Genomic DNA, 22,298 nt, shown 5'->3' with positions numbered 1-22,298 from the left:
CACGTTACCGGTTCAGAAAGGACTCATCTCCGATAATGGTATTAACGAGCCGACCGACTCCCTCAATTTCCGTCACGACTACATCACCAACAGCTGTATCGACGGATCCTTTTGGTGTACCTGTAAGAATGACGTCATTTTCACTCAATGTCATAAAGCTACTAAAATATTCAATCAGCGTTGGGATATCGAAGATCATATCTGCTGTCGTTCCTTCTTGTACGAGCTTGTCATTGACATGAGTTGTCAATTTCAGATTCATCGGGTTAGAAACTTCGTTCGCATAGACGAGCCATGGACCAAAAGGTGTACACGTATCACGGTTTTTAACACGTAAGTTTGGCCGGTAGTAATTTTCAAGATAATCCCGGATGGCGTAGTCGTTTGCGACACTGTAGCCTTTTACATATTGATAAGCCTCTTCTTTTTTCACATGACGGGCTGTCTTCCCGATAATGACGGCCAATTCGCATTCATAATGCATGTACGTAACGTCAGCTGGTCGACGAGTAAACCCATGATGACCGATAAATGTATTTGGACCTTTTAGGAAAACAAGTGGTTCCGTCGGTGCATCAAATGCCAGTTCTGCAGCATGATCAGCATAGTTAAGCCCTAAAGCAAATACCGTCCTCGGAATGATTGGTGTTAACCACTCCACTTCGCGTTCTTCCACAATCCGTCCATCATCTAGCTTCAGTCGGCCTTCCCATTCAAATGCTTCATGAATGGTGCCATCAAAGGATATGCGCGCTTTTCTCATTGCGTCGCCCCCCCGCTGAAAGATTTTTCGTCAACGAGTACATTTTCCAAACTACCGATACCCTTTATCTCAATTCGGACTTTATCACCGATTTTTGCAAGAGGTGCATTTTCTGGTACCCCTACGAGCAAGACATCGCCTGGACTTAGTGTCATGAATTCAGTCACATCCACAAGTAGGCGGGGAACCGGTCGGATTAAATTGTTTGTTGAATTTTCCTGTTTTAACTCATCATTGATGTATACGCGGATAATTACATCATCCGGATTTTTCAACTCATCCCGATCAATAATCCACGGGCCGATTGGGCAAAATCCATCGCGGCATTTATGTTGCACTGCTGGTCTGAAAAGACTTGCATGCGGAACGCTAACATCATTAACAATCGTATAGCCAGCTACATAATTCATGGCCGTTTCTTCTGTTAATGCTACCGCGGTTTTGCCTATGACAATTCCGAGTGACGCACCCATTTCAAGATTTGATTCGTTTTCCGGAACCGGTATGCCGGCTCCATATCGATTGAACGTATTTGCGGGTTTAATGTAGAGAACTGGTGCCACTGGTGGCGATAGATAGGGTTTGTCATTGACCGCATCACCTAAACGCTCAAGGGCACCTTGAAAGTTCATTAATGTGCCGTAAACCGTTCCGGTTATGGGGTTGTCCAACGGAATGTCGCTCACGTTGATCTCATTGTCTTCAATTTTGATTGAGTTTCTTTCTGTACTGACAACTGCAGAAGTAAATTCCCTTGAATCTGTTCGTTTGAATTTTGCATTATTCATTCATACCACTCCTTAAGTTATTAAACTCTTTATCGGTCGGTTCAATAACTATAAGATCTATAAATTGAACATTATTAAAATATGATTCTTCGAGACCACTAATAATTAAACAGACAACAAGGCTTTATCGCTGTTTAGTTTTTCACCACGAATTCGCTGGAATTCATCCATGAGTTTCGGAATGGTCAATTTCTTTTTCTCTTCCGCATTAAATTCCAAGATAATTTGTCCTTTGTCCATCATGATCAGCCTATTTCCTAAATCCAACGCTTGCTGCATATTATGCGTAATCATTAGCGTTGTGAGCTGATCTTTTTCTATCAACTGTTTTGTTAAGTTGGTAATCAATTCCGCACGAGATGGATCAAGTGCAGCTGTATGTTCATCCAAAAGCAGAATCGATGGTTGTGTAAAGGTTGCCATCAAAAGAGAAAGAGCCTGCCTTTCACCACCGGAAAGCAAACCCACTTTCGCATTCAATCTGTTTTCAAGATTTAAATGAAGTGTTTCAAGAGATGCTCGGAATAACTCCCTGCGTTTTCTGTCTACACCAATTTTTAATAAGCGTTTCTTATTGCGTGAATAGGCCATAGCCAGATTCTCCTCGATCGTCATCGAAGGGGCTGTACCAGCCATCGGATCTTGAAAGACCCGACCAATCATCTGCGAACGTTTATATTCGGGCAATTTTGTAACATTTTTGTTGGCGATTTCAATCTCACCAAAATCAGGGGACAACGCACCGGAAATCATATTCAACATCGTGGATTTTCCTGCACCATTACTTCCAATTACCGTCATGAAATCACCTGGATTTAAATGAAGATTAATTTGATCCAAAGCGATTTTTTCATCAGGTGTGGCTTCATTGAACAATTTGTTAATCTGGACGAGTTTCAGCAACTGTAGCTCCCCCTTTTGAAAGCGAATGATACTGTACTAAACGTTCCGCATGCCGTTTGGCTTTTCTACTTCTCTCTCTTCGCTTTTCAATGTATTGAGGTAGAATCAAAGCACAGATGACAATAACTGCTGTAATCAATTTCATATCTCCTGAATCAAGGAATTCTACTCTAAGTGCCTGTCCAATTACAATACGGTAAATGATGGCTCCCGCAATTACTGCAAATGTCGTACGGACAATGGTTTTCTTCCCAAATATTGCTTCACCGATAATGACCGAGGCCAATCCGATGATGATCATTCCGATTCCCATCCCAATATCGGCAAACTTCGCATATTGAGCAAATAGTGCACCAGAGAATGCCACCAAAGCATTGGAAAAACCAAGCCCGACAATAATAAGTGTGTCCGTATTGGCAGACAGGCTGCGAATCATTCTCTTATTATCTCCGGTCGCTCTGATCGCCAAGCCAATTTCCGTTTTCAAGAACCAATCGACCACAAACTTAATAAATAAAACGGTTAGTGCCATAAGGAACAGAGTTCCCCAGGTAGCTGGTAAATACTGCACCCCCAACATACTGAAGAAATTATTTACTGCGGAATCGATCCCTAGAGAACCCCAAAAAGATTTGAATTGATTAAAGATTGATTCTGTATTCAGTAAAGGGATATTCGGCCGACCTATGGAATTCTCCGAGGTCATTCCCATTATTCGAAGATTAAGGGAATACAATGCAATCATCATCAAGATTCCGGAAAGTAGTGCATTGATTTTCCCTTTTGTATGTAGAAGGCCCGTCACACAGCCTGCAAGAAAACCGATAATGACGGCAAGCGCCGTCGCTACCAAAGGATGATATCCTAAGATAATCATCGTGGCAGCAACCGCAGCTCCTGTTACAAAGCTTCCGTCAACTGTTAAATCCGGAAAATCCAAAACACGAAATGAAATATATACACCAAGTGCCATGATTGCATAGATGATTCCTTGCTCTACAGAGCCAAATACTGCTGAAAACATGTAGAATCACCTCCTGATTTATTTGCTGAATTCAGCTTTCCATTCGTCTTTTATCTCAAGTCCAATAGTAGATGCTGTTTCTTTGTTCATGATGAATTTTAATTTTTGTGGGATATCTACAGGGATATCTGATGGCTTGCTTTCACCTTTAAGAATTTTCACCGCTTTTTGACCAGCTTCGTAGCCGATATCAAAGTATTCAAATCCGTATGCTGCTAATCCACCACGTTTGACAGAATCAAATTCACCAACCATCATCGGCAATTTATTTTCATTCGCGACTGCAATGACCGATTCTAATGCAGAAACAACGGTATTATCTGTAATGATGTATAAAGAGTCTACTTTGCCGATCAATGATTCTGTTGCTTGTTTCACATCTGCAGAAGTTGCGACCGATGCTTCAACAACCGTCATATCCATATCTTTCAGCATGGCTTTGACTGCATCCACTTGGGAACGTGAATTTTGTTCCCCAGCGTTGAATACCATTCCAACTTTTTTCGCACCTAATTCCTCTTTCAAGAATTTCATCGTATTGGAAATTGCATCAGGATGACTATCGATAGTACCTGTTACATTGCCGCCAGGTTTTTCCATGGTCTCGACGAGTTCTGCCCCAACTGCATCCGTTACTGAAGTGAAAACAATCGGTATGTCTGATGTTTCACTGGCCGCAGCCTGAGCACTTGGCGTTGAATTTGCAAATATTAAATCAACTCTCGAACCGACAAGGTTAGATGCAATTGTCGTGTTGGCACTAGGATCACCCTGTGCGATTTGGACATCATACTCCGCTTCAATACCTGCGTCTTCCAGCGCTTTTTTAAAGCCATCATAAGCGGCGTTTAAGGAAGGGTGCTCAACAATTTGTGTTACACCGATCTTAAATGTCTTATCTTCACCTGATGAATTCGTCTTTTCTCCATCGCCACATGCCCCTAAAAGCAATGCAGAACTGAGAAGAACGACTCCCATTTTTTTTAATCCACTCTTCATTACAATTCCCCCTACATGATTAGTTATATTTTCAAACTTGAAACCATAGGAAACGAATGTTACTGTGAAAATTTTCTCAAATCAGATGATGGATAAATCTTTCTTTTTAGCAGGTGGGGCATGGATGGCCTGTCCAATCAATCCTTCCACAGCTTCTAACAGTCCCTCTCCTAACCCTGGATGTGCATACAGTGGGAATTTCACATCTTCTTCTTTTGCAGCCATTTCGAGCAACTGAACAAAAGAACCAGACATTTCGATTGCCCCTTCGCCCATCATATGAATTCCACTGATAATTTCAGTTGCAGGATCGGAAATGACTTTAATAAAGCCATCTTTTTTTGCCGTAATGGAAGCATACCCATTGCCACCGAGAGGGTATTGACTGACTCGAACCTTGAGTCCAAAGTCGAGTGCATTTTGCTCAGTAAGACCAACGGAAACAGCAGGTGGGATGGTATGCGCAACAACTGGCATGAACGTAATGTCTACTTCAGGTTTATGACCTGCAATCGCTTCAACTGCTGCTTTTCCCTGCTTTATGGCTTTGATCGCTAGTAAAGGTCCTTCTGTTACGTCACCAATCGCAAAAATGGATGGAATTGATGTCCGCATATAGGCGTCTACATGGATAAATCCTTCATTCGTTTGCGCAAGCCCAATTCGGCCGATGCCAAGGGAATCGACATTCGGTTTACGCAATCCCGCTATGAATAGGTGGGAACCTTGAATTGTCTCTTCTACGTTTTTATCGTTTTTAAAAGTAATTGAAATCTCACTTTCAGTCTCATTAGAGGATAGTAGTTGAGCTTCTTTATAGACATTTAATTTGCTACGTTTAAACAGCCGCAGCATTTCTTTATGGATGGACTCATCAAAAGCAAAGCTCGATTTGTCTTCAAGGAGAATGCTTACTTTGGCACCGAGTGCTGCAAAACTTGAAGCTACTTCCAGAGCAATATAGTCCTGACCTAAAACCACCAAATGTTCCGGCTTTTTTTCCAGTTCGAATATTTCATGTGACAAGAGAATTCGTTTGCCTTTTTCATTTATAGTTGGAGGTAAAATCGGAGTACTGCCGGTTGCAATAATTGCCTGATCGAATTTGAAAATATCGAACTGATGCCCATTTTCCACGCCGATTTTGTCTGTTCCGAGGAAAGTAGCTTTCCCCCGAATCAATTCGATTTTATTGTTTTTACAGAGACTTTCCACACCAGCTCTAAGACCGTTGATAGCCTTGTCTTTATAATCCAATAGCTTGCGGTAATTGAATGTATTATCATCAAATTCAATACCCAGTTCGTTCAAATGAGCAGTATCTGCCTTTTTTGCCGCAGCGTGGGTAAAGATTTTAGACGGAATACATCCTTTATTCAGACACACACCGCCCATTTCAGCCTGTTCTATTAATGTGACTGAAAGACCAAGCTGTGCACCACGAATAGCAGCAGAGTATCCGCCTGGTCCTCCTCCGATAATGATGAGATTACGTTGTTGACTGATTTCACCGACAACCATCTATATCATCTCCATCATCAGTTTATGTGGGTGTTCAATAAGGCTTGCAAAGCGGTTGGTAAAAGCCACTGCGGTTGCGCCATCTGCAACGCGGTGATCAAATGCCATGGATAGGGTCATGATATGACCGATGACTATTTCATCCCGTTCATTGACGATTGGCTGTTTTTTTGTTTTATGGAAAGCAATCAATGCTGTTTCAGGATAATTGATAATTGGTGTTGCACCCGTGCTACCTAAGGGTCCCACGTTACTCACAGTAAATGTACTGTTCTGCATTTCAAAAGGCTGCATTTTCCCGGCAATTGCTCTCTCCGTTAACCCTTTGACTTCTGCATGGATATTTTTGATTGATTTCTTATCCGCGTCGTGCAGTACTGGAACAATCAACCCGCTATCCGTATTGGTAGCAATGCCGATATGATAATTTTTCTTAAGAAGAATCCGACTGTTATCTTCATCAAGCTCGGCATTGAAAATCGGGAAGTCCTTCAATGAAATGACTAAAGCTTTAATGAGGAAAGCAGATACACTAACTGATTCACCAGAGGCTTTCAATTCTTCTCTCATTCTAAATAAGTTGGTCATGTTCACTTCGTCAAAATGTGTAACATGCGGAATCGTGAATAATGATTTCGTCATTTTTTCAGCAATCTTTTTACGTATTCCTTTAAACGGAATTTCGTCTGGTGTTTCTAGAGTAATTGCTTCCTTCTGAACCGCCACAACGCTCTCTTTTTGAGTTTCAGGCTGCTGCCCTTTTAGGAAACGGTAAACATCTTCCTCCGTCACTCTTCCAGATGGATCAGAAGCGGGAACATCTTCAATATTGATGTTATTGTCACGTGCGATTTTCCGTGTGAATGGTGCTGCCAGAACACGGTTGAAGGTCAACGCCATATTTTTTTCCTTAAGCATCACTGGCGAAAACGCTTCTTTTTTTACGTCCTGTTTCATTTCAGGGGATGTTTTTTGTTCCATTTTTATGGATTCATCCGCTTCTATGTAAATCAGGCTGGTTCCGACTCGAACGGTTTCGCCAGCATCGATAATGATTTTTTTAACGACTCCTGAGCAGGGAGAAGTAAGTTCTGCAACCATTTTGTCTGTCTGTACTTCCACAAGAGGTTGATCCGTTTTTACCGAATCACCAACCTTGACCAGGTAATGGATGATTTCACCTTCTGTCATCCCTTCACCAATATCGTGTAGTTTTACTTCGAGCATTGCACTTCCCCCTTAAAAATGAACCACTTTTTCAATCCCTTCAACCACACGGGCTGGCGTAGGAAGATAATGTTCTTCCAAAGTGAAGAAAGGAACAGGAACATCAAAGCCCGTCACTCTTTCAATTGGAGCCCGTAAATATAGGAACGAAGTGTCATTGATGATGGACACAATATCATTGCCTAGCCCACCAGTATGATGCGCTTCGTGAATAATAACCGCTCTGCTTGTCTTTTGAACGGACTTCGCAATCATGTCGCGATCAATCGGATATAGTGTACGAAGGTCTATTATTTCGCAACTGATACCTTTTTTCTCTGCCTGATCTGCCGCTTTTTCAGCGATTGCTATCATGGCTCCCCATGCAATCAAAGTGACATCGGATCCTTCACGGACAATGTTTCCTTTGCCAATTTCCACTGTATATTTTCCAATGGGTACTTCTTCTCTTTGCGAACGGTAATTTTTCATTGTTTCGAGTACCAGCACCGGGTCTGGATCTTCCATCGCAGCAATTAACAAACCTTTTGCATCGTATGGATTTGATGGACAAACAACTTTTATGCCCGGCATATGCGTGAAAAGCGTTTCTGTGCTATCAGAATGAATTTCAGGTGCACGAATACCCGCTCCGTATGGGGCTCTAATGACCATAGGAACAGTAAAGCGGGACATTGAACGCATCCGAATACGGGATACATGAGTCATGATTTGTTCGTATGCAGGATAAATAAATCCAAGAAACTGAATTTCCGCGATCGGTCTGAATCCATTTACAGCCAGCCCAATGGATGTTCCGATGATTCCGGATTCTGCCAAAGGAGTATCTACTACTCGGTCTGCGCCGAACTTTTCCTGAAGTCCTTCTGTCGCACGGAAGACACCCCCATTTTTCCCGATGTCTTCACCCAGGATAATGGTACGTTCATCCTCTTTAAGCAATAAGCGCATGCCGTCATTGATTGCCTGGATCATCGTCATCTGGGTTGTCATTACCTCTTCATGACTTGACTCTTTCATTTTCGTCATCCTGTTACCGCCTCTCTAAATGTGCAAGATATGATTCTTTCTGTTCAGCGAGTTGTTTGGGCATAACAGCGTACACATGATCGAAAACATCTTCTACGTTTGGTGCCGGGTAGTTCTCCATTTCTTCCACTGCCTCTTCTACTTCATTCATGGTTTTTTCTTTCATTTCTTCGATCCACTGTTCGTCCCAGTAACCATAATTCTTCATGAATAATTCCATACGTTCCATAGGGTCCACAATATGCTGACCTTGTTCTGCCGGACGATATTTTGAAGGATCGTCAGCCGTTGTATGGGCTCCTTTACGCCATGTAACTGCTTCAATTAATGTCGGTCCATCGCCATTACGCGCACGGTCAAATGCTTTTTTTGTTTCAAAGTAGACGGCTAGACAGTCATTTCCGTCAATTCTGACTCCCGGCATACCATAAGCAACCGATTTTTGTGCAATCGTTTTGGAATTCATTTGTTTTTCCATTGGCACTGAAATTGCATAGCCGTTATTCTGATTGAAAAAGACTACCGGAACCTTAAAAACGCTAGCGAAATTTAGCCCTTCATGGAAGTCACCTTCCGATGTGGCACCATCGCCGAAATAAGCGATGGACGCATTTTTTGTCCCTCTCAATTTCTCAGCCCACGCAGCCCCTGCAGCATGTGGCAGTTGGGTTGCGATTGGCACTGCCGGTGGAAAAATATTTCTACCTTCAGGTGGTACACACCCTTCGACTCTTCCGTTCCAGTACAAGAAAGTTCTTGTCATACTTTTGCCGAATGTCAGGGTCGCGCCGTGGTCACGATATGTTGGGAAGACCCAGTCGTTTTCTTCAAGTGCTAATGCACTGCCTACTTGTGCTGCTTCCTGTCCTTCAAAAGGTGCGTATGTACCTAGACGCCCCTGACGTTGCAAGTTAATTGATTTTCTGTCATAGGTACGAATCCGCAACATGTTGTAATACAAATCTTTAACCAGCTCTTCATTAATCGTCTGTTCATAACTCTCATCAACCAGAATACCTTTATCGTCTATTATTCTTTTAATTGGATAGTTTTGTTCCACTTAACTTGCCTCCATTCAGGATAAGTTGCGTATGGACCACTTAGGTTTCGCAGGTGCAGTATAGAAGTTGTTTCGTTTTGCTCTTTCCGCAATTCGTTTCTCACACATCTGATTTGCAGATTCTTCTGTTGTTTTTCCACTGATGTTTGCTTCATTGAATACTTCTAAAAGTGCATCATAAATATGTTTTGTTTTGGCGAGTACACGTTCATGATTGATTCCGTACAATTCATCGGCCACTTGAATGAGACCACCGGAATTGACGATATAATCAGGGGCGTATAAGATCTCTTTTTCGTGTAACATTTTGCCGTGTGTGTCATTTAACAGCTGGTTATTAGCAGCACCGACAATGGCTTTCACTTTAAATTGAGCGATTGTATTGTCATTGATAATTCCACCGAATGCACAAGGAACAAAAAGATCCGCAGCTTGTGAATAAATATCTTCTTTTGAAATAATGGTCACTTTTCCTGCTGTCGTTGAAGCTTTTGCTTCAATAGCCTGCAAGCTTTCCTGATGAATATCTGTCACGAAAATGTCTGCCCCAGCTTCAAGAAGACCGCTGGCAACTTTGAACCCAACTTTCCCCAGACCTTGGATGGCATAGGTATGTCCACCCAATTCATCATTTCCGAAGAGCATGCGATTGGTCGCTTTTATGCCATACAGGACACCGGCAGCCGTTGGAATGGAAGAATCTCCGCCTCCACCATATTCAACAGGGAGTCCGTTAATGAAATTGGTTTCTTTTGAAGCGTGAATGAAATCATCCATTGCTGTGCCCATATCTGTTCCTGTATAAAAACGGCCACCTAATGAATTAACAAATTGACCGAATGCACGGAATAGTTCAGGTGATTTATCTGTTTTCGGATCCCCGATAATAACGGCTTTACCGCCTCCAAAATCCACATCAGCTGCCGCACATTTATACGTCATTCCTTTTGAAAGACGAAGAACATCTTCTAGTGCATCGTCCAAACTGTTGTATGGCTGCATACGACATCCCCCGAGTGCTGGGCCAAGCGTTGTATTATGAATTGCAATGATGGCACGTAAGCCTGTGGATGGATCATTACAAAAAACAACTTGTTCATGCGCACTCATTTTATCGAAGAGTTCAAATTCTTTTGCCATTGATGTTCTTTCTGCCACTTTCATTTGAAAAGCCTCCTTAAGATCTGTTAACTAAAGATAGACGCTTGTTTCAACTTATTTGCTATGGATTCTTTTGAAAGAATTACTTGCACTACTTCACCTTTTCCAATGACACCTAAATGATTTTGTGCGATCACTTTTGTCTTTACAAAATTGTCGCGAAGCTCAATCACTGTGGCTGTTAGGGAAACCACTGACCCATGAGGGGATGCCGCAATATGTTTCAGTTGGACGGATGCACCCATTCCCTCTTCATGTTCTTCTAAAAAAGGCAGAATGATTTTCCTGGAAACCCATTCCATATGATAGGTCATCGCTACTGTTGAATAGACAGGGTGTATAACTTCCCCTTCAAACGCGGCATACATGTCCTCTGTCACTGTAATTTTGATTGATTCTTCTCTACCTAACTCCAATCCCAGTTTCATATTCTATCTCCCACTTACCATTTAGTTTATGTATATGATATGAATCAAATTGCAGATTAATAGAAAAAAGTTTCTACTAACCCAAAAGATTCATATAACCAAGCTAAATATGAAAACGCTTACAAAATGAGGTTGATTTCAACGGAATGACCATTTAGGTTTACTTGCAACTGTGAAAAAACGATTACGATTCCCTTTGTACCCGATTCGTTTCTCACACATCTTATTAGCGGCTTCCATTGTTGATATGCCATGATTCATCGCCATCTCATATACCTCCAAAATAGCATCATAAATATGTTTTGTTTTGGCAAGAACTCTTGCATGGTTAATTCCATATAATTCATCAGCCACCTGAATTAACCCACCTGAATTGATAATATAATCCGGCGCGTACAGAATACCTCTTTGCTGAAGTTTTGTGCCATGAGTGTCATGTAAAAGTTGATTATTTGCCGATCCTGCAATTGCTTTCACTTTGAACTGATCAATTGTCTGGTCATTGATGATTCCCCCAAGAGCGCATGGTACAAAAATATCTGCCTCCTGCGAATAGATTTCATCACTTGCCACAACCTTCACGGATCCTGGTGTAGTGGCAGCGATTTCTTCTATAGTTCTCAGACTTTCATTGCTGATATCAGTCACAAAAAGATGAGCTCCTTCCTCCAGTAACCCAACGGCCACTTTAGCTCCCACTTTTCCAAGCCCTTGAATAGCGTACGTCACTCCGCCCAAATCAGGTTTGCCAAAAAGTCTTTGATTTGTTGCTTTAATTCCATAAAGAACTCCTGCTGCAGTTGGTATAGAGGAATCGCCTCCTCCCCCATATGCCGCTGGGAGCCCTACAATGTAAGGGGTCTCTTTTGAAGCCTGTATAAAATCTTCCATAGTAGTGCCCATATCCGTTCCGGTATAAAATCGGCCGTTTAATGAATTGACAAATTGGCCGAACGCCCGAAACAACTCAGGTGATTTATCTGATTTCGGATCTCCTATGATCACGGCTTTTCCTCCACCGAAATCCACGTCGGCAGCCGCACATTTATAACTCATTCCTTTAGACAATCGTAAGGCGTCTTCCAGAGCCTCTTCCACACTTCCATACGGATGCATGCGGCAGCCACCCAAAGCGGGCCCACCTGTTGTATTATGTATGGCAATGATTGCCCTTAGACCAGTTGATGGGTCATTACAAAAGACGACTTGTTCATGCTGTGCCATTCTTTCAAACAGCTCAAAATCGTTCGACAATTGAATACTATTTACGCTTTCCATCAATCAATCCCCCTCAGGATTCACATAAAATTTAAGTGCTTTTTTATGTAAAAGATGAAACGACTTCTATTCAGTTTACAAAATATTTTTATGGTTAAAATTAATTTCTTTTCATTCATATAGTGTATGACAGGTTTTATCGTATAACACTATTTCAACGTAATATTATCAAAACGTAATATTATAGTCAACACAATAATTGGAAAACTCTTTATTTTTGGAATTAATAGAAACTTAGTTATAAACGACTTTTTTGCCACGTTAAAGTTGCTCATGAAATAGATAAATACCCATAAAGATAGAGCCCTTCCAAGTCGATTAACCTGAAAGGGGCTCTTGCCTAAAAGTCTCATTCCCACTAATTTGTTTCAATAGAAATGGATCAGATATTTATTTCTTCATTAATAATTCAAGCTCACGCGAAGTTTTGCACATTTGAAGGTTGGCATCTTTCATCATCTTTTCAAACAAGTCTTTGACACTCGAAATCTCATCGATTAATCCTGCGATTTGTCCACTATTAATAAAACCATTTTCCAAGTCACCTTCGACAGCACCCATAACGTGTTTCTTTTCTGTCGTCATTTCACCATATTGAACGAGCGTCATGCCTTCCCTTTCATTCTCTTCAAGTTTCATTGAATATGGTGTCTTCAACATTCTTCTTAGCATTCCAACGCTACGTCCTACAATGATGGTTTCAGTATCACTGGCATTCACTAAGCTTTGCTTATAATTGTCGTGGAACGGCGCTTCTTTTGTGGCTATTAATCGTGTACCGATTTGTACACCACTTGCTCCTAACATAAGTGCCGCAGCAAAACCTTTTCCGTCACCGATCCCCCCAGCAGCAATCACTGGTAGTTTGACATTCTTTACGATTTGAGGGATAAGTGTGAATGTAGTCAATTCAAGACTGGAGTTGATTCCAGCAGCTTCGAAACCTTCCGCAACAAGAATATCTGCCCCAGCAGCCTCCGCTTTTTGAGCATGTTTTACTGATGCTACAAGTACAATCACTTTTACGCCATTTTCATGTAAAGTCGGAATAAAAGGAACGGGGTTACCGGCTGACAGGGAAACAATCGGAATACGATATTTGATGACAAGATCAATAAGTTCTTTTGTATATGGTGAGACATTAATGGCGATGTTAATCGCAAAGTTCTTATCGGTCAGTTTCTTCGTTTGAAGAATGATTTGTTCGACTTCATCAGGTGTCATCGTACCGCATCCGATTGTACCTAGACCTCCTGCTTCAGACACTGCGGAAGTTAACTGGGCATTACTAATATTCCCCATCCCCCCCTGGATAATTGGGTAATTAATTTGTAACATCTCACAAACATATTTCATTTTTCATTCACCTCTACTAGAATATGTTATAGTAATACTAGTTGAAAGACAATTGCGTTAATTTGTATTGGGGGTATTATTTTGATTATTCCGTTTAAAGGGAAAACGCCAGAAATTCATTCTACCGTTTTCGTGGCACCAGGAGCTAAACTAATCGGTGAAGTTCAAGTAGGAGAAGAATCGACCATTTGGTTCAATGCAGTCTTGCGTGGCGATGAAGGACTTATTTCGATTGGAAAAAGATGCAGTATTCAGGACAATTCAACGATTCATTTATATGAAGATGCGCCAGTCATGGTTGAAGATGAAGTAACCGTTGGCCATAATGTTATTTTACACGGCTGCAAAGTTGGAAGACGTTCGATTATTGGGATGGGTTCCACTATTCTCGATCACGCTGAAATTGGGGAAGAATGCATCATTGGTGCCAATACATTAATTCCTCCGGGCAAAAAAATTCCACCAAGATCACTCGTTGTTGGATCACCAGGAAAAGTAGTAAGAGAACTGAATGAGAAAGATCTTGAAATGATTCAACTCTCCATTGATACGTATGTACAAAAAGGATACGATTACCGAGAGATTCTGCAAAACGCTGATACTGAATAAATGAAAATCGGGTTCCCAAAGGGTTCATGTTGCATGACTAAAAAACATTACTTAATAATTTTTTTAGCACCGTATTTTATTTGCGGTGCTTTTTCTGTTATTAAAAGAAAACGTTCTTAGGCGGAAGACCTCCTTTGCTTGGATGATTAATCAAAAAATACTACCCGCACAGTCCTGGCCATTTTAACTTTCATTAAATAGATGTTCTATTCGCTTCATTATTTGGTTGTTTGGTAAATAATAAAAATCATTAATTTTTGATGTGTCAAAATACATTTTCACGTCTCTTTTCTCGAAAATTTTTACTGAATATGTATAACCGACTCTGCCTTCTTGGTTTTCATCAGGTTCAAAAGTAATTTCCTTTATACTGTTTAACCAGTCATCAATAATCTCAACATCTGTTATCGTCTTTAGTTCTCCACCACCGTGTCTGATTTCAATTTTTGTCACATCTGAAAGATTTGCAGGATAAATTTCTTGAAATGTCATTGCCTCATGTTGAACTTCTGATTGACAACCAACAATCAAAAATAAGCTTATAAAAACGATAATAAATCTCAATTTATTTAAAGCCATATACTTTCCTCCAATTGAATAACCCATTATTAAAGATAACTAGCACTTTTTTAAAACAAACCTGACTCGATAGTTCAATAAGTTCAACAATAATAATATTAATCCTTCTTTCATCCCTTTAGACTACAAAAAAACATTAAAACCTAATTATTTATGGCGTTTATCTCAAAAATGAAAATTCGGGTGGTCACGAAGGATTAAAGAAAACGCAGAAATTTTTAAAAATCCAAACTTTAATGGTTTGGCACTCGTTTAACATGTACTGAAAGGAGTGAGATTTTGTTCAATATTAATGACTTGAAAGATTTAATGTTTGAGTATACAGAGTTCTTAATACGATTAGCTTATTACTATGTTAAGGATCTACAAGCTGCAGAGGACATTGTACAAGAAGTATTCATAAAATTTTATAACAATCAGCATAATTATGAAGAACGTGGTGAGTTAAAAGCTTATTTAACCCAAATGACTGTGAACAAAAGCAAAGATTATTTGAAAAGTTGGACCAATAGAAAAATCCAACTACAGAACAGATTATTCTCACAAGCTGGTAAAAGGAATTTGGACGAATTGGTAAGAAAAGACGAGGAAGCAATGATTGGAGAAGCAATTCTTGAATTACCGTTAAAACATCGAGAAGTTCTCATTTATTTTTATTTTAATGAAATGACGATTACGGAAGTTGCCCATATCTTAACTATTCCAGAAAGTACAGTAAAAACTCGATTAAGGCGTGGTAAAGAACTATTAAGAAACCGACTGAAAGGAATAGAATGGGAGGCGCTTTTAAATGAGTAATTATCTACGTGAAGTGAAAGATTTAACCGACAGTAAACACCGTGTTATGCGAAACGTAGTAAATGCGATAGAAACTAACTCAAGAAAACCAAAACATAAATGGCGATATGTATTGATATCCGCTATTTTAACGATAGGCTCTACGCTTTTCGTTTTAAACCAAATATCGATTGAAAATGAACGACAGCCTGCAACCGAAATAAACAAAGTAACCGAAGTACTTTTAGATTTAGAACAGCCTACATTCACCGAAGAACAAGGGTTATTTTATCTTCATGGAGTTACGTTAGGTGACTCACAATCAAGAGTAATAGAACTTTTAGGAGAAAATTATAAAATCCAACAAGAGGATGGCAGTGGTGCAGACTTCGTCATGGTTTATGATGAGCTGGCGAGATTCTTTTTTTATGAAGATAAATTAGATTGGATATTATTAGAGAAAGTGGATAAGAATTACTTTGACCAAATGTTTAAGGACTACGCTGGATTTAAATTTAAAACTACGACAGATGTTAATAACGATCGTTTTTTTTACTCGAAGGAGACGGGTCAGTTATTAAAGGCAACAACAAATGTTCCGAACGAGGATCTTTACTTATATCTTATACGTGGTGGAAAGGACCTCTTGGAAAATCCAGATTTTCCAAAGTGGGAACAGATTATAAATTAGTTTTGACCATATGACAGCTAAAGTATGTTAAGGTATCAAGCAAAGTGGTTCACGCTTATAAAACACGAATCGACTCTTAATACGCAATTATAAGAAATACAAAAACAAGACTACTCTCTGATAAAAGGGTAGTTTTATTTTTTATCGTTATGGTCGTAGGAATGCCAGTTTCTTAATCGTTTTTGCAATTGTATCCCACAGGCTTCGTTTCGAATCTTGCCCCGATTCTCCTATATCAATTACAGCCTTACGCTCGCTCGGTACCTTCTCTTAGTTCGATTTGGTCACTTCCCTGCCTTTTTAAAAAATTCCAGAACTGCATCTTTTAATAAAAGAAATGATTCTATTTGTGCAATTACAAATAAAAAACTCCACAAACTGGGCACCATTCAAAAATGATGAATATAATAAATTGATTTCATTTTGGATTGACCAATAGGAGTGAAATAATGGGAGCAGTTAATGGAAAGGCATTAATTGACCGTTTGGACCAATTGAAAAGCGAAATATGGTTCGATGGAGAAATGATTACTGGCAAGCTTTCAGAGCATCCTGCGTTTAAGGGTATTCTAAAGACAAAAGCATCTTTGTATGACCTGCAACTGGATCCCAGTCTTGCAAATGAATTAACGTTTATTTCACCTGATACCAATAAACCAACAGGTCTTTCATATTTAAAGCCTAAAACAAAAGAAGATATTGTGAAGAGAAGAAAAATGATGGAACATTGGGCAAGACAGACCAAAGGGATGATGGGGAGAAGTCCAGATTATATCAACTCGGTTATCATGGCTTTTGCTTCTTCTGCTTCATTTTTAAAAGGAAAAGAAAAGTGTTTCCCCGAGAACATTCAATCTGTTTATGAATCAGCCATGAGTAAAGACCTAACATTCACTCACACATTTGTAACCCCTCAAGTGAACCGTTCTTTATTTAATTATAATACCTCAAAGGAACCAATTGCAGCCAAAGTCATTGATCACAACGAGCAAGGGTTAGTCATAAAAGGTGCACGTCTACTAGCTACCCAAGGAGGTTTAACGGATGAAGTCCTCGTCTTTAGTACCCCAAATTTTTTCTTGGAAGAGGATGAAGCATATGCTTTCTCGATTCCATCCGATACGCCAGGGTTAAAATTTATCTGCAGGGAATCTTTTGTGGGTGGCGATTCCACTTTTAATCACCCACTTAGTTCACGATTCGAAGAAATGGATTCTCTTGTTGTCTTTGATGATGTTTTAGTCCCTTGGAACCGCGTATTCTATTATGGAAATATTGAAGCATCGGTCAACTTCCTATTAAAAAGTTCCTTTCATTGTTTTGCATTACATCAAACCATAACCAGACAAATTGTTAAATCCGAATTTATGTTAGGGATTGCTCAACTTCTTGTGGAGACCATTGATGTAGGAGAATATCAACATATTCATGAAAAAATATCAGAATTTATCATTGGACTTGAAACCATGAAGGCTCTTCTTGAGAAATCTGAGCAAAACAGCGAATTAGATGAATTCGGTACAATGCGTCCACACCTACCTCCTCTTCAAATTGCCAGTAATATTTTTCCTAACATATATCCACGATTTTGTGAAATCATCCAAATAATTGGTGCTAGCGGTATGGTGACTTTGCCCACTGAAAAAGCAATTAATTCTTCAATTGGCTCTAATATTAACCATTATCTTCAAGGTTCAGACAGAACTGCCGAAGAGCGTATAAAGATATTCCGGTTGGCTTGGGATTTGACGATGAGTTCATTCGGCACCAGACAAATTCAATACGAACGGTACTTTTTTGGAGATCCTATACGTATGTCTAGTACCTTATACAACACGTATCCAAAGGCGCAATACGTGAAAAATGTCTGTGAATTTCTAGATATAAATAGTGAAGGAACCTGTTAAATGTCGAGGAGAGTTTTGAGCTATTAAGTACGTTTTTTGAAACATCATAGAAAAGACCAACAAATCATTTTACAATTTGTTGGTCTTTTCTATTACTTACTTATACTTTGTTCGAACGTTAGCTATTCATTCACTCATTAATGGATGATCATCAGCATCATATTCTTTGTCTTTCCACTGCATGTCATTGTCTTCTTGGAATACCTCTTCGAAAAACTGACTTGCTGATTGAGCGAGCAGTTTATAGTATTGCTCGAACAAGAGTGCAGCATGATGTCCATTCCAAATTTCGGGTAGCAATTCTTTCGGTAATCCTGGATCCGCAAAAAGGAATTTGCGGTATTCATGCACGAGCTTCGTCCGTTCAACAAAACATTCCGCATCTGTCATTTGACCTTTATTCATCATGCTTTGATGAACAATGAATTGCTTGCTATAAGTCTCAATAAACTCTTGATATTTAGTTTCTATCTCTTGAAGAGGCCAGCTTTTTTCGACGAGTGATTTGTCTGCTTGAGGTCCTTTATATGAAGAGATGAAGAAATCAGCATAAGGTTGAATTTCGTACTTTTCAATAAGCAAGTTTACTTCTTTTTCAAGATTGTTTGGTGAAATCCAGCAACCATTTGAAAAGCTACCAAAGCCACTCCATAAAAGTTCTTTACGAAGTTCATCGCGAATTTGTCTTTTCTCTTCAGGAATTGTATACATCAGCATACGCCATTTTCCGTCCCAATCGTCTGGTGTTAACTTGAAAATGCGGACTGCAGCTTCCTCCATACGGGCTTCGCCACGTGGAGTTAAAAAGTAATAACTTTTATTGCCCTTTTTTTCAGACTCAATCCATCCTTGCTTCATCATTCGGGAAACCGCTACACGAACGGATTGTTCGTTATGCCCGAATTCCTTTAATAGGCGAATTAAACTGCCAATCCATATTTTATTTCCGTAATGTCTAATATAATCACCATATATTGTAAATATCATGGATTGTGTGTTTGCCAATTTATTTCACTCTTTCTTTTACACTCTTATACATATTTCAATTTCATATGCTGTATATCATTATATCGTTATATTAAGAAAATGAAAATTAATTCCCCGAGAATACCGGGCTCCTCTTTTCACTGAATGCGTTTAAGGCTTCCATACGATCAGAAGTGGGAATAACCAATTCATATGCTTTTGATTCAATAGCCAGTCCAGTTTGTAAGTCCGTGTTCATGCCGTTTGTAATGGCATATTTCGCCTGTTTAATCGCAACGGGTCCATTTTTCATCATGTCGTAAGCAAGCTGTTCGCATGTTTCAAGCAACTGTTCTTTCTTCACCACTTTTAATACGATGCCAAGGTTAACACCTTCTTGTGCTGAGAACTTTCTTGCGGTAAATATCAGTTCTTTCGCTTTCATTTCTCCAACAAGTCTTGGGAGACGTTGAGTTCCTCCTGCTCCAGGTATGATTGCCCAGCTCGTTTCAGTCAAACCCATCTGTACATCTTGTGCGGCAATCGAAAAATCACATGCAATCATCAATTCAAATCCACCACCGAACGCATAGCCATTCACAGCAGCAATCGTCGGTTGAGGTAGATTTGCGATGCTGTTAAATACATCGCGGATGGCTTTCACATTTCTCCGCACTTCCGATTCTGTCAATGTTTTACGTTCTTTTAAATCCGCTCCAGCACTGAATGCTTTCTCTCCTGCTCCTGTAAAAATGACAACCCGCACATCTGGATCTAGAGAAATTGAATCTGTTACTGACTGTAATTCCTGAAGTGTTTCGAAATTAAAGCAATTCAAAGCTTGTTCTCTGTTTATCGTGACATAAGCAATATGATTGTTTTTACTATATAGAATCGATGCCATATGTTCTCTCCTTCATTAAAAGCTGTCCAACTACTGCAATAATTCATTTAAAGAATCATTTCTGGAGGGACAGCCATATTTATAATTCTATTCCGTTACATTTTCAATAATAGTAGCGATACCTTGCCCTACTCCTATACACATAGTTGCCAAACCATATTGAACGTTCTGCTTTTTCATTTCATATAAAAGAGTGGTCAATATTCGTGCTCCACTTGCACCGAGTGGATGCCCAAAAGCGATAGCTCCGCCATTGACATTCACTTTTTTATCATCCAATTCCAATTGTCGTATACATTCAAGAGATTGTGAGGCAAACGCTTCATTTAGTTCAACCAGACCGATATCCGTTATAGTCATCCCTGTTCGAGCCAAAACTTTTTTAGAAGCGTAAATTGGACCGAGGCCCATCACATTTGGTTCAAGACCCGCTGTAGCCCCTGCCACATATTTAGCCAGAGGTTGCAAGTTCAATTCCTTCGCTTTTTCTGCACTCATCAGCAACAAAGCTGACGCACCGTCATTGACACCTGATGCATTCCCGGCCGTAACTGTGCCATCTTTAAAGATTGGTTTCAGCTGTTTGAGTTTCTCCAAAGTAGTATCAGGTCGAGGATGTTCATCCTGATCCACTACTACTTTATTCCCTTTTCGGTCCATATAAACAACTGGCACAATTTCATCCGCAAACCGGTTTTCGTCCAACGCTTTTTTCGCACGTCGTTGACTTTCATAAGCAAACAGATCCTGACTTTCACGCGAAATATTGTACTGTCGTGCTACATTTTCAGCTGTTTCAGGCATAGAATCCGTACCGTACATTTCTTTTAGCTTGCTGTTTGTAAAACGCCAGCCAATTGTTGTATCCATCATTTCCATGTTTCCTCTAGGAAACGCTTGAGATGGTTTAGCCATGACTAACGGTGCACGTGTCATGCTTTCCGTTCCGCCAGCAATGTAAATATCCCCGTCACCGACTGCAATAGCCCTTGCCGCATACATAACTGCATCAAGTCCTGAACCACATAGGCGGTTAATAGTTGTACCAGCCACTTCAACCGGCAGTCCCGCCAGCAATGCGGACATACGGGCCACGTTGCGGTTATCTTCTCCTGCCTGATTGGCATTCCCTAACACCACTTCTTCGATTTCTGAAGCGACTATAGCTGGATTTCGTTCAATAAGTGCCTTGATCACGACCGCACCTAAATCATCCGGGCGTACATCTTTTAACGCACCGTTGTATCTACCGATAGGTGTTCTAACAGCATCTACTATAAGGACTTCTCTCATTTCTTGACCCACTCTTCTTCTATTGTATAGTCATATACACCTTTGCCCGTTTTTCGACCAAGACGGCCTGCTTTGACATATTGTTCGAGTAGAGGCGCTGGGCGGTACTTCTCCCCTAGTTTTGAATGTAAATAGTTTAAGTTGTTAAGGCGTGTGTCGAGTCCCACTAAATCTACTAGTTCGAATGGACCCATAGGATAGTTCAAACCAAGTTTTATCGCTTTATCTATTTCTTCAGGAGTACCAAGTCCTTCTTGTAGCATAAAAAATGCTTCGTTGCCTACGAGGGCACTGATTCTGCTGGTCACAAAACCAGGGAATTCATTGATGACGACCGTCTCTTTCCCCATTTTCACTGCTACTTCTTTGATTACTTCGGCAGTTTCGTCGCTCGTTTCCAAGCCGCGGACAATTTCCACAAGTGGCATTTTATGTACAGGATTGAAAAAATGCATTGCGATTGTTCTTTCAGGACGTTTTGCAAAAGAAGCAATTTCTGTCGGACTCATCGTTGATGTATTTGTTGCAAAATAACAATGAGCAGATGCATGTTCTTCCATTGTTTCAAACACTCGTTTTTTTATGTCCAGTTCTTCAGGGACAGCTTCTATTATTAAATCAGCATTACCAGCTGCTTCGGATAACTCTTGGATAAAGCTTAATTTACTTAGGGCTTGCGTAGCCTGATCAGAAGAGATTTTACCGATGGATACACCTTTTTTGAACATGCGTTCAATTTCTTGTCTTGCATTTTCCAAGGCCGTTTCATGTATGTCGACTACCGTTACATTAAAACCACCAACTGCGCCAACATAAGCAATTCCTCTGCCCATTAATCCTGAACCGACGACAACAATTTGGTTAATCACGTAATATTCCTCCTTTTGAGGTGAAAGAATACGGACAGGGGGTTGGATAACTCCCTGTCCGTCATTTATAGATTATTATACGAGTCAGAAAGTAAAAGTTTATCTACCTTCGTTTTAAATTATCTATGTCTATCTACAAGCGACAACCCCTCAGTTGAAAGGGAAC

Annotated in this window: 22 protein-coding genes; 4 read left to right on the top strand and 18 right to left on the bottom strand. The window is 40.1% G+C overall.

Annotated elements, in window-relative coordinates; translation table 11 throughout:
- Positions 1 to 4 precede the first annotated feature (4 nt).
- The 13 genes from M9R32_RS01860 to M9R32_RS01800 all read right to left on the bottom strand — a co-directional run bounded on the left by M9R32_RS01860 (position 5) and on the right by M9R32_RS01800 (position 13,537).
- Positions 5 to 763 carry a fumarylacetoacetate hydrolase family protein gene (locus tag M9R32_RS01860; protein ID WP_269925035.1) on the bottom strand — a complete coding sequence of 253 codons (759 nt, stop codon included), beginning with the start codon at positions 761 to 763 and terminating at the stop codon, positions 5 to 7.
- Positions 760 to 1,551 carry a fumarylacetoacetate hydrolase family protein gene (locus M9R32_RS01855; protein WP_269925034.1) on the bottom strand — a complete coding sequence of 264 codons (792 nt, stop codon included), beginning with the start codon at positions 1,549 to 1,551 and terminating at the stop codon, positions 760 to 762. The genes M9R32_RS01860 and M9R32_RS01855 overlap by 4 nt, the downstream gene beginning before the upstream one ends.
- A 105-nt stretch (positions 1,552 to 1,656) precedes the next feature.
- The gene (locus M9R32_RS01850) at positions 1,657 to 2,454 is read right to left on the bottom strand and encodes an ABC transporter ATP-binding protein (protein ID WP_269925033.1); all 798 of its coding nucleotides are present in this window, start codon (positions 2,452 to 2,454) and stop codon (positions 1,657 to 1,659) included.
- Positions 2,432 to 3,478 carry an ABC transporter permease gene (locus tag M9R32_RS01845; protein WP_269925032.1) on the bottom strand — a complete coding sequence of 349 codons (1,047 nt, stop codon included), beginning with the start codon at positions 3,476 to 3,478 and terminating at the stop codon, positions 2,432 to 2,434. The genes M9R32_RS01850 and M9R32_RS01845 overlap by 23 nt, the downstream gene beginning before the upstream one ends.
- An 18-nt stretch (positions 3,479 to 3,496) precedes the next feature.
- Entirely contained in the window at positions 3,497 to 4,477 is a 981-nt protein-coding gene (locus tag M9R32_RS01840) for an ABC transporter substrate-binding protein (protein ID WP_269925031.1), read from the bottom strand.
- Between the two features lie 81 nt (positions 4,478 to 4,558).
- Entirely contained in the window at positions 4,559 to 5,998 is a 1,440-nt protein-coding gene (locus M9R32_RS01835) for a dihydrolipoyl dehydrogenase family protein (RefSeq protein ID WP_269925030.1), read from the bottom strand.
- Positions 5,999 to 7,225, bottom strand: a complete 1,227-nt coding sequence (locus M9R32_RS01830) for a dihydrolipoamide acetyltransferase family protein (protein WP_269925029.1) — start codon at positions 7,223 to 7,225, stop codon at positions 5,999 to 6,001.
- A 12-nt stretch (positions 7,226 to 7,237) separates the two neighbouring features.
- Positions 7,238 to 8,254 carry an alpha-ketoacid dehydrogenase subunit beta gene (locus M9R32_RS01825; RefSeq protein ID WP_269925028.1) on the bottom strand — a complete coding sequence of 339 codons (1,017 nt, stop codon included), beginning with the start codon at positions 8,252 to 8,254 and terminating at the stop codon, positions 7,238 to 7,240.
- 4 nt (positions 8,255 to 8,258) lie between these two features.
- Positions 8,259 to 9,314: a pyruvate dehydrogenase (acetyl-transferring) E1 component subunit alpha gene (gene pdhA, locus M9R32_RS01820; protein WP_269925027.1), complete on the bottom strand. Its 1,056-nt coding sequence runs from the start codon at positions 9,312 to 9,314 to the stop codon at positions 8,259 to 8,261.
- Between the two features lie 15 nt (positions 9,315 to 9,329).
- Positions 9,330 to 10,478, bottom strand: a complete 1,149-nt coding sequence (locus M9R32_RS01815; protein ID WP_269925026.1) for a Leu/Phe/Val dehydrogenase — start codon at positions 10,476 to 10,478, stop codon at positions 9,330 to 9,332.
- A gap of 23 nt (positions 10,479 to 10,501) precedes the next feature.
- Positions 10,502 to 10,903, bottom strand: a complete 402-nt coding sequence (locus M9R32_RS01810) for a thioesterase family protein (RefSeq protein ID WP_269925025.1) — start codon at positions 10,901 to 10,903, stop codon at positions 10,502 to 10,504.
- Between the two features lie 138 nt (positions 10,904 to 11,041).
- Complete coding sequence (locus tag M9R32_RS01805; protein WP_269925024.1) at positions 11,042 to 12,181, bottom strand: Leu/Phe/Val dehydrogenase; 1,140 nt, start codon at positions 12,179 to 12,181, stop codon at positions 11,042 to 11,044.
- Between the two features lie 390 nt (positions 12,182 to 12,571).
- Positions 12,572 to 13,537, bottom strand: a complete 966-nt coding sequence (locus M9R32_RS01800) for an NAD(P)H-dependent flavin oxidoreductase (protein WP_269925023.1) — start codon at positions 13,535 to 13,537, stop codon at positions 12,572 to 12,574.
- Positions 13,538 to 13,618: 81 nt separating this feature from the next.
- Here M9R32_RS01800 and M9R32_RS01795 point away from each other — a divergent pair, with 81 nt between their 5' ends.
- Positions 13,619 to 14,146 (top strand): gamma carbonic anhydrase family protein, encoded by a 528-nt coding sequence (locus M9R32_RS01795; RefSeq protein ID WP_269925022.1) that lies wholly within the window; start codon positions 13,619 to 13,621, stop codon positions 14,144 to 14,146.
- Between the two features lie 183 nt (positions 14,147 to 14,329).
- Here the strand turns inward: M9R32_RS01795 and M9R32_RS01790 are convergent, their stop codons facing one another.
- The gene (locus M9R32_RS01790) at positions 14,330 to 14,725 is read right to left on the bottom strand and encodes a hypothetical protein (RefSeq protein WP_269925021.1); all 396 of its coding nucleotides are present in this window, start codon (positions 14,723 to 14,725) and stop codon (positions 14,330 to 14,332) included.
- A gap of 279 nt (positions 14,726 to 15,004) precedes the next feature.
- Here M9R32_RS01790 and M9R32_RS01785 point away from each other — a divergent pair, with 279 nt between their 5' ends.
- The 3 genes from M9R32_RS01785 (at position 15,005) to hpaB (ending at position 18,100) form a co-directional block, all read left to right on the top strand.
- Entirely contained in the window at positions 15,005 to 15,523 is a 519-nt protein-coding gene (locus M9R32_RS01785) for a sigma-70 family RNA polymerase sigma factor (RefSeq protein ID WP_269925020.1), read from the top strand.
- Entirely contained in the window at positions 15,516 to 16,193 is a 678-nt protein-coding gene (locus M9R32_RS01780) for a hypothetical protein (protein WP_269925019.1), read from the top strand. The genes M9R32_RS01785 and M9R32_RS01780 overlap by 8 nt, the downstream gene beginning before the upstream one ends.
- A 449-nt stretch (positions 16,194 to 16,642) precedes the next feature.
- A complete protein-coding gene (hpaB, locus tag M9R32_RS01775) occupies positions 16,643 to 18,100 on the top strand; it encodes a 4-hydroxyphenylacetate 3-monooxygenase, oxygenase component (RefSeq protein WP_269925018.1) in 1,458 nt (485 codons plus the stop codon).
- A 126-nt stretch (positions 18,101 to 18,226) separates the two neighbouring features.
- Here the strand turns inward: hpaB and paaX are convergent, their stop codons facing one another.
- The 4 genes from paaX to M9R32_RS01755 form a co-directional block, all read right to left on the bottom strand.
- Entirely contained in the window at positions 18,227 to 19,087 is an 861-nt protein-coding gene (paaX, locus tag M9R32_RS01770) for a phenylacetic acid degradation operon negative regulatory protein PaaX (protein WP_269925113.1), read from the bottom strand.
- A 106-nt stretch (positions 19,088 to 19,193) separates the two neighbouring features.
- On the bottom strand, positions 19,194 to 19,970 hold the full coding sequence (locus M9R32_RS01765; protein ID WP_269925017.1) for an enoyl-CoA hydratase-related protein: 777 nt from the start codon (positions 19,968 to 19,970) through the stop codon (positions 19,194 to 19,196).
- An 87-nt stretch (positions 19,971 to 20,057) separates the two neighbouring features.
- On the bottom strand, positions 20,058 to 21,263 hold the full coding sequence (locus M9R32_RS01760; protein WP_269925016.1) for a 3-oxoadipyl-CoA thiolase: 1,206 nt from the start codon (positions 21,261 to 21,263) through the stop codon (positions 20,058 to 20,060).
- Positions 21,260 to 22,132: a 3-hydroxyacyl-CoA dehydrogenase gene (locus tag M9R32_RS01755; RefSeq protein WP_269925015.1), complete on the bottom strand. Its 873-nt coding sequence runs from the start codon at positions 22,130 to 22,132 to the stop codon at positions 21,260 to 21,262. The genes M9R32_RS01760 and M9R32_RS01755 overlap by 4 nt, the downstream gene beginning before the upstream one ends.
- Positions 22,133 to 22,298 lie beyond the last annotated feature (166 nt).

The organism is Paenisporosarcina quisquiliarum (assembly GCF_027563315.1).
Lineage (GTDB): Bacteria > Bacillota > Bacilli > Bacillales_A > Planococcaceae > Paenisporosarcina > Paenisporosarcina quisquiliarum.
Note: the sequence above shows the minus strand (reverse complement) of the source record. Positions and strands in the feature narration are given on the sequence as shown.